Here is a 7115-nt window from a genome sequence, read left to right as displayed (position 1 = left end):
TTGAGGAATATTGAGGGCCATGTTCAAGAAAATCCTGATCGCCAATCGCGGTGAAATCGCCTGCCGCGTCATCAAGACCGCGCGCCGCATGGGCATCGCGACCGTTGCTGTCTATTCGGACGCCGACGCGCGCGCGCCCTTCGTGCAGATGGCCGACGAGGCGGTGCATATCGGTCCGTCGCCCGCGTCCGAATCCTATCTGATCGCCGACAAGATCATCGCGGCGTGCAAGGCGACGGGCGCCGAGGCGGTGCATCCCGGCTATGGCTTCCTGTCGGAGCGCACCAGCTTCGCCGAAGCGCTCGCGAAGGAAAATATCGCCTTCATCGGCCCGCCGGTGAACGCGATCGCGGCGATGGGCGACAAGATCGAGTCGAAGAAGCTTGCGAAGGAAGCCGGCGTCAACGTCGTCCCCGGCTTCGTCGGCGAGATTCGCGACACCGAGCATGCGGTCGAGATTTCGAACGAGATCGGCTATCCGGTGATGATGAAGGCCTCGGCCGGCGGCGGCGGCAAGGGCATGCGCCTCGCCTATGACGAAAAGGACGTCCGCGAAGGCTTTGAGGCGACCAAGCGCGAGGGGCTCAACAGCTTCGGCGACGACCGCGTCTTCATCGAGAAGTTCATCCTGGGTCCGCGTCACATCGAGATCCAGATCCTCGGCGACCAGCACGGCAATGTGCTGTACCTCAACGAGCGCGAATGCAGCATCCAGCGCCGCCACCAGAAGGTGGTCGAGGAAGCGCCATCGCCCTTCGTCACAGAGAAGATGCGCAAGGCGATGGGCGAGCAGTGCGTCGCGCTGTCGAAGGCCGTCGGCTATTACAGCGCGGGCACGGTCGAACTGATCGTCTCGGGCGCCGACCCGACGGGCGAGAGCTTTTATTTCCTCGAAATGAACACGCGCCTTCAGGTCGAGCATCCGGTGACCGAGGCGATCACCGGCATCGACCTGGTCGAGCAGATGATCCGCGTCGCCGCGGGCGAAAAGCTCGAATTGACGCAGGACGATGTGAAGATCGACGGCTGGGCGATCGAGAACCGCGTCTATGCCGAAGATCCGTATCGAGGCTTCCTGCCCTCGACCGGGCGGCTCGTGCGTTACCGCACGCCGGTTCCGGCGTGGGAAGGCGACGAGCGCGGCGTCGACGGCGTACGTGTCGATGCGGGGGTCGAGGAGGGCGGCGAAGTGTCGATCTTCTACGACCCGATGATCGCCAAGCTGGTGACGTGGGGCGAGACGCGCGATGCCGCGGCCGATTTGCAGATCGCGGCGCTCGACCGCTTCGAACTCGAAGGGCTCGGGCACAATATCGATTTCGTCTCGGCGATCATGCAGCACCCGCGCTTCCGCTCGGGCGAACTGACGACAGGCTTCATCGCCGAGGAATATCCCGAGGGCTTCCACGGCGCGCCGACCGACGCGAAGATTTCGCGCGCGCTCGCCGCGATCGCCGGCTTCATGGCGAGCGCCGAGGCCGACCGCGCGCGGCGGACCGACGGCCAACTCGGCGACCGGCTCGAACCGCCCGCGAAGTGGCAGGTGTCGATCGACGGCACGCCGCACAAGGTCAAGATCGGCGCGAAGCATATCAAGGTCGAAGGCGACAAGATCGACATCGCGCTCGAATATACGCCGGGCGACCGGCTCGTGGTTGCCGAGATCGACGAGACCGAACTCGCGGTGAAGGTCGCGAAGACCCGCACCGGCTGGAAAATGACGACGCGCGGGCACATCCACGATGTGCGCGTGCTGCCGTGGCATATCGCGCCGCTGTCGGCGCACATGATCGAGAAGGTCCCGCCCGACCTGTCGAAATTCCTCATCTGCCCGATGCCCGGCCTGCTCGTCACGCTGCACGTCGGCGAGGGCGACAAGGTCGAAGCCGGCCAGCCGCTCGCGACGGTCGAGGCGATGAAGATGGAAAACATCCTCCGCGCCGAAAAATCGGGCACGGTAAAGACCGTCAACGCCGCACAGGGTGACAGCCTTGCGGTCGACGCGGTGATTTTGGAGATGGAATGACGTCATGCACGTCAATCATGATCAGCACGCACCGGCAGCGCAGGAAATCGCCTTCGACGATTTCCTTCGCGTCGACATCCGCATCGGCACGATCGTCGAGGCCGAGCCTTTTCCCGAGGCGCGCAAGCCCGCGTTCAAGCTGAAGATCGACTTCGGCCCCGCGATCGGGGTGAAGAAGAGCAGCGCGCAGATCGTCGACCGCTATGCGCTCGAAGAACTGGCGGGACGGCAGGTCGCCGCGGTCGTGAACTTCCCGCCGCGCCAGATCGGCAAGTTCATGTCGGAGGTGCTGACGCTGGGGTTTGCCGATGAGGAGGGCGCGGTGATCCTGTTCGCGCCCGACCGTGCCGTGCCGAACGGGTCGCGATTATTCTAGCGGAGCGCTGCGCACCGGTTTGGAGTGGAAAACTGACAGGCGGTTTTCGGATAGAATTCGCTCGAACCGGACGTAGGCCGGGCAGAAGACACAGAATTTCGGCCTTTAGATCATCTGAAACGTCCCCGTCTTTGAAAACGCGGCATAAGCCTCGACGCTCCGACGCATATTCGCCAACATCGCTGGTAGTTTATTCGTAGGAAACCACTGTAAGTCCAATGTTTCCGAACCATCGGTTACGATATGGCCATCATAGTCCGTGGCGTAGAACATCATCACGAAGAACTGGCAGACATGTCCGTTCGGAAACCGGACGGTTTCAAATTGCGGATTGCTGCCAAAACCGAATGGCCTGGGATTTTTTATCCGAAGGCCGGTTTCTTCGAAAGTCTCGCGGATCGCTACCTCCGTCAGATCCTCGCCTTCCTCCGCATTTCCTCCAGGCAACCCCCAAACCGAAAAGTCGCTTCGATGTTGCAAGAGGATCGACCCATCTTCGTTGGCGATGATAACTCGCGCGCCCGGAACAAGCAGGCATCGGTTCCCCACCAATGATCGGAGCTTTCCGAGATAGCTATTCGCAAATGTCATTCAGAACTCCCGTTGGCCGGATATGTCGAACTTTCTTGGCCATGCGCCTTCCGCAACTGCATGGAAGACACGACCGACAAAATTCGTTCGATGAGCGGTTTTACGGAAGATGAGAGAGCATGAAGCTGTATAAGCTGGGGCTGATGATCTCGCTGATCCACGCGTCACCCGCGTCATTTGGTGTAAGTTGCAGCACCCGCTCATCATTCACATCGACGACCAAGATCGATTCTGCCTCATAGGTCGAGATCGGTACCAGCGTCGGTTCGATTTTAAGCTCTTCCCGCGCGTAGTATATATTGTCCGAAATGGTTCCGTCATCCTCGACAATGTCAACCAGCTGGAACGGAATGCTCTCCGACGCAAATTGCAGGCAGTATTTGCGGGCGAATATATAAAGCTCGCCGGTTTTAGGTAATCCGAGTTTTTCGAACGCAACATCGATGTCGCTTGGCGTCTCGCGATGCCAGCAGTATTGATTACGCTCACACTTGTCGATCAGGTCGTTGGGGATCGTCATGCAAGCTCTCCTGTCGGCACACCGTTTGCTCGCTCAACAATGCCAGTTCAAGACAAAGCCAGTTCGACCGGTCAAGAATCGGAATGTGCCTCTCGCTGCCGTCCGCAACCGGTCGAAAACGGTCATTCCGACGACCCGCAACTCGGTTCAATCACCGACCAGCGCCACTGCGCGGATCCACCCCGCGCTCGCGCGCTCGATCTTCACCGGGAAACAACTGAAGGTAAAACCCGTCGCCGGGATCGCGGCGAGATTGGTCAGCTTCTCGATCTGGTAATAGGGGCGGATGCGTCCGGCCTTGTGGCCTTCCCAGATGATCGACGGGTCGCGCGTTTCGGCCCAGCGTTTCGCGGTGTGGCTGAACGGCGCGTCCCAGCTCCACGCGTCGGTCCCGACGACCTGCACACCGCGTTCCGTCAGGTACAGCGTCGCCTCGGCGCCCATGCCGCAGCCCTGATCGGTGAAATTCTCGGTGCCGTAGACCGCGCCCGATTGGACGAGCACGATATCGAGCGGCTGGAGATCGTGCCCGATCCGCGCGAGTTCGGCCTCGACCTCGGCGGCGGCGATGACATGACCGTGCGGGCGATCCGAAAAGTCGAGCTTGACGCCGGGACGGAAGAAGAGGTCGAGCGGGGCTTCGTCGATCGACGGGGCGGGGGATGCGCCGTTGTCGGTCGTCGAATGATAGTGCCACGGCGCGTCCATATGCGTGCCATTGTGCGTGCTGAGCGACAGCATCTCGACCGCCCAGCCTTCGCCGTCGGGCAAATCCTCGCGCGTCAGGCCGGGGAAGAACATCGCGATCTGCTCCCATGTATTTTCATGGGTCATATAGGTGATGTTGGGGCGCATCACCGGCGGGTCGGAGACGACGTCATTGGTGATCGGGATCGAAAGATCGATGAACTGCATTCGCGCAGTCTGCCACCGGAATGACGCTACGCCAAGAAGGCTTGCGCGGCGGCGCTTGCCCGGTAGAGAAGGGCGAAAGCTCCATGCAATGGGGCAGGGGAGAGCTTGATGACCGAGAGCACCGCCGCCGGAAACGGGGCCGTTTACGAACCGACCGCGAAAGATATTCGCATGGTCATTGCCGCCTCGTCGGCGGGCACGGTGTTCGAATGGTATGACTTCTTCATCTATGGCACGCTTGCGGCGATCATCGGCAAGGCCTTTTTCCCCAGCGACAATGCGACGCTCGAAATCCTGCTCGTCTGGGCGGGGTTCGCGGTCGGCTTCGGTTTCCGTCCGCTCGGCGCGGTCCTGTTCGGCTTCCTCGGCGACCGGTTGGGGCGCAAATATACCTTTCTCGTCACGGTCACGCTGATGGGTATCGCCACCGCGGGCGTCGGCATGATCCCGTCGGCGGCGACGATCGGCATCGCCGCGCCGATCATCGTCATCCTGCTCCGCGTGCTGCAGGGGCTCGCGCTCGGCGGCGAATATGGCGGGGCCGCAGTCTATGTCGCCGAACATTCGCCGCCCGGAAAGCGCGGCTTCTACACCAGCTTCATCCAGGCGAGCGTCGTCGGCGGCTTTGTGTTGAGTCTGATCGTCGTGCTCGGCTGCAAGGCGCTGATGTCCGACGCGGTCTGGGAAAGCTGGGGGTGGCGCGTGCCCTTCCTGCTCTCGTTGATCCTGCTCGCTATCTCGCTGTGGATGCGCCTCAAGCTGTCCGAAAGCCCGGTTTTCCAAGCGATGAAGCAGGAGGGCGAACTGGCGAAGAACCCGCTCAAGGAAAGCTTCACCTATCCCGGCAACCTGCGGCGAATCTTCATCGCGCTGTTCGGCATCGCCGCCGGCCTGACCGTGATCTGGTACACCGCGATGTTCTCGGGCCTGTCGTTCCTGAAGGGGCCGATGAAGGTCGAGGATACCGCCGCCGAAATCATCGTCGGCTGTGCTGCCGCGGTCGGCATGGGCTTTTTCCTCTGGGCGGGGCGTCTTTCCGACCGGATCGGGCGCAAAAAGCCGATTGTCTGGGGCTATGCCGCGACGCTCGTGCTGCTGTTTCCATTGTTCTGGTGGATGGGGAGCGTCGGCAACCCTGCCCTCAGCGCAGCCGCCGAGCGTGCGCCGGTGACCGTCGAGGGGTCGCGGTGCAGCTTCGATCCCTTCGCCCAGAAACAGGAAACCGCCTGCGGCAAGACGCTCGGCGAACTGACGAAGCTTGGCGTGCCCTATACGGTCGTCGCGACCGGTGGGGGCTTCGACAGCGTCAGGATCCGTATCGGTGACCGCGAGGTCGCGAGCGAGGATCCGAAGCTGCTCCAGCCCGCGCTCGAGGCAATGGGCTATGATTTCGCCAAGCAGGTTCCGGACGCGGGCAGCATCGCCATCATCTTCCTCGCCCTGCTCGGCCTCAGCGCGCTGTCGGGCTTTACCTATGGCCCTGTTGCGGCGCTGCTTTCCGAAATGTTCCCGCCGCATGTCCGCTATTCATCGCTGTCGATCCCCTATCATCTCGGCACCGGCTATTTCGGAGGTTTCCTGCCGCTGATCGCGAGCTTTATCATCGCCAAGACGGGCAACGCCTATTCCGGATTGTGGTATACTTGGGGTGTCGTTCTCGTCGCCTTCCTCGTGACGGCGTTCATGCTCAAGGATCCGGTCGAGGGACAGTGGGACAAGCCGGTTCGGGGGACCGCGCCGCAAGCCTGATCGACCCCATTGGCGCAGCCCGCGAAGCGGTATAGGGCGGGGCATGATCGAAATTCCGCCGCCGCTCCGCCTCCGTCTCGATAGCGATGCCCTTGTCGCCAACTGGCGCTGGCTGGCCGCCCGGGGCGGCGCTGCGGCGTGCGGCGCGGCGATCAAGGCCGATGGCTACGGGCTCGGCGCGCGGGCGGTGATGCAGCATCTGGCCTCCGCCGGCTGCCGTGATTTCTTCGTCGCGACGTGGGCCGAGGCAGCGGCGCTCATGCCGCTCCCTGCGGGGGTGTCGCTATCGGTACTGCATGGCGCGGCCGCCGCCGACATGATCGCCGCGCGCACGATCCCGGCGCGCCCGGTACTCGGCAGCGTCGAGCAGGTCCGGCGCTGGCGCGACGCGGGGGAAGGGCGACCGTGCGACGTGATGGTCGATACCGGAATGAGCCGGCTCGGCCTGCGCCCCCAAGAGGCGACGAGTGGCGTGCTGCGCGGCCTTGCAATCGAAACATTGCTGAGCCATCTCGCCTCGGCCGACGAGGACAGCGAACAGAATGCACGCCAGCTGGCGGCTTTTCAGGCGATCCGGCAGGCAGTTCCCGCGCGGCGCTACAGTCTGGCAAATAGCGCCGGCATTTGCCTCGGCGCCGACTATGCGTTCGACCTGACGCGCCCCGGTCTTGCGCTCTATGGCGGTACGCCGCGACCCGAAGCCGCGGGACACATCCGGCAGGTCGCCTTTCCCGAAGCGCGCGTGCTTCAGGTGCGCACGGTGCGTGCAGGCGAAACGGTCGGTTATGGCGCGACCTGGACGGCGCGGCGCGACTGCGCGGTCGCGGTCGCCAACATGGGATATGCCGATGGTTATCTGCGGTGCCATGCCGGGTCGGGCGGGGCGATGTGGCAGGGTCGGGCATTGCCTTTGATCGGGCGGGTGTCGATGGATCTGA

At 62.9% G+C, this 7115-nt stretch carries 7 protein-coding genes; 4 read left to right on the top strand and 3 right to left on the bottom strand.

Features of this window, described 5'->3' with window-relative positions:
• The first annotated feature begins 19 nt into the window (after positions 1 to 19).
• Both VGD20_RS17270 and VGD20_RS17265 read left to right on the top strand, forming a co-directional pair.
• Positions 20 to 2026: an acetyl/propionyl/methylcrotonyl-CoA carboxylase subunit alpha gene (locus VGD20_RS17270; RefSeq protein ID WP_331135616.1), complete on the top strand. Its 2007-nt coding sequence runs from the start codon at positions 20 to 22 to the stop codon at positions 2024 to 2026.
• Positions 2027 to 2030: 4 nt separating this feature from the next.
• Entirely contained in the window at positions 2031 to 2402 is a 372-nt protein-coding gene (locus tag VGD20_RS17265; protein WP_331135615.1) for a tRNA-binding protein, read from the top strand.
• A 105-nt stretch (positions 2403 to 2507) separates the two neighbouring features.
• On the opposite strand, the gene VGD20_RS17260 is transcribed toward VGD20_RS17265, so the two are convergent.
• The 3 genes from VGD20_RS17260 to VGD20_RS17250 form a co-directional block, all read right to left on the bottom strand.
• Positions 2508 to 2993, bottom strand: coding sequence for an NUDIX domain-containing protein (locus VGD20_RS17260; RefSeq protein WP_331135614.1), 486 nt, complete (start codon positions 2991 to 2993; stop codon positions 2508 to 2510).
• Positions 2994 to 3093: 100 nt separating this feature from the next.
• Positions 3094 to 3513 (bottom strand): hypothetical protein, encoded by a 420-nt coding sequence (locus VGD20_RS17255; RefSeq protein ID WP_331135613.1) that lies wholly within the window; start codon positions 3511 to 3513, stop codon positions 3094 to 3096.
• A 147-nt stretch (positions 3514 to 3660) separates the two neighbouring features.
• Positions 3661 to 4428: a cyclase family protein gene (locus VGD20_RS17250; protein ID WP_331135612.1), complete on the bottom strand. Its 768-nt coding sequence runs from the start codon at positions 4426 to 4428 to the stop codon at positions 3661 to 3663.
• A 108-nt stretch (positions 4429 to 4536) separates the two neighbouring features.
• Here VGD20_RS17250 and VGD20_RS17245 point away from each other — a divergent pair, with 108 nt between their 5' ends.
• Together VGD20_RS17245 and VGD20_RS17240 are read left to right on the top strand one after the other, a co-directional pair.
• Positions 4537 to 6177, top strand: coding sequence for an MFS transporter (locus VGD20_RS17245; protein ID WP_331135611.1), 1641 nt, complete (start codon positions 4537 to 4539; stop codon positions 6175 to 6177).
• Between the two features lie 43 nt (positions 6178 to 6220).
• On the top strand, positions 6221 to 7115 hold an 895-nt coding region (locus tag VGD20_RS17240), incomplete at its 3' end, for an alanine racemase (protein ID WP_331135610.1).

This window comes from Sphingopyxis sp., assembly GCF_036402335.1.
GTDB lineage: Bacteria > Pseudomonadota > Alphaproteobacteria > Sphingomonadales > Sphingomonadaceae > Sphingopyxis.
Note: the sequence above shows the minus strand (reverse complement) of the source record. Positions and strands in the feature narration are given on the sequence as shown.